The sequence below is a fragment of the Pseudoalteromonas sp. SG43-7 genome, assembly GCF_014164295.1.
Taxonomy (GTDB): Bacteria; Pseudomonadota; Gammaproteobacteria; order Enterobacterales; family Alteromonadaceae; genus Pseudoalteromonas; species Pseudoalteromonas rhizosphaerae.
On the sequence record NZ_JACJEY010000147.1, the window covers coordinates 1 to 1,186 of the forward strand.

General features: G+C 38.0%; 1 protein-coding gene. It reads right to left on the bottom strand.

The genetic code is table 11. The annotated features are described in order from the left end of the window. Window positions 1–733 precede the first annotated feature (733 nt). The coding region (locus H5200_RS23175; RefSeq protein WP_182762839.1) for a T6SS immunity protein Tdi1 domain-containing protein at window positions 734–1,186 on the bottom strand (453 nt) is incomplete at its 5' end.

A 1,186-nucleotide genomic window follows, 5' to 3' on the forward strand; every position in this document is an offset into this window, starting at 1 on the left:
TTCTCGCATTAGGCTCTTTACGTGATAAAGCTAAAAGTTGCTTGGATTTTTCTAAGTTCAATTTAGTAAAAGTAGATAAGTATCAGTGTGCTAATTAGATCACATAATTTGGCAGATTGGTATTATTAAAAATAGACCCATTCTGGCGAGCTAAATAACACCCTAACTGCGTTAAAAATGACTCATGTAGCACCACTATATGTCGTCATTTTTGCCTTGTTATAGCGCTATTTTTCATGCGCCATAATAGCGCCTTAATTTAATGCAATGGGTATTAATTAATAGTCCCTAGTTGGCTTATTCATCATATAAGCTTACGGTCCGATTGCTTGGCGTTTAGCTCAAAGTAATGTTCACTGGCGAGAGTTTGTAAAATGACTTTTGGCTCATTGTCGTCATCATCAAATAGTAGTTCGTTGTGGGCTGCAGGGGAATTATGTCGCGGGGTAAACCCGCTGCTACGAATAATCGAATTTACTCTGTGCAAAAATGAAAGGCAGGGCACTAATCAGCGGCTGTATTAGCGCCTAGCCAAACAACATCCATGTTGTTAAAGAGCCGGTAATTCCTAGTGAATTAGTGCTTTGGCTGCACGGTTTAAATTTAAATTATAACGTCTTTATTGTTATAAACTGCTTAAAAACACACTAAGATCTAACCGAGCACTTTAGTATTTTTAAGTTTTGTAGCCCAGTCCAGATTAAAAAGGCCACAAGCATATTTGCATACAGCGTTATTCGTACTGCTTAATAGCGCCACGTACCATAGAAGCCATATCAATAATTTCCATATCCCCCATGTCGGCAATTAAATTCAAATGGGCAAAAATATCGCACTTTTCAATATTCTTGATTTTTTTCTCGCCACCCATAAATAAAAATGGCGCAAAGCCGTACACTTCATTAGCATTGAGTGGGCCATATTTTTTTAATGCCGCAGGGAAAAGTGGTTTCTTTTGGCTGCTTTTTATATCAGAACTATCTGGATCCTGACATGTCAAGAAACTTTTTATTGTTTGGTTAGCCTTGCCAGCTTCAATATCTTGCTGATTTCCTTTTTTTGTTCGCATCCAATTAAGGTAAGGGCTGATTTCCACAGAATGTCCGGTTTTCTCACCGTAGAGTTTTAAATTGCCCCAGGCATTACGCGCTATAACATAATAAATATCATCTTGCTCAAACGGGGT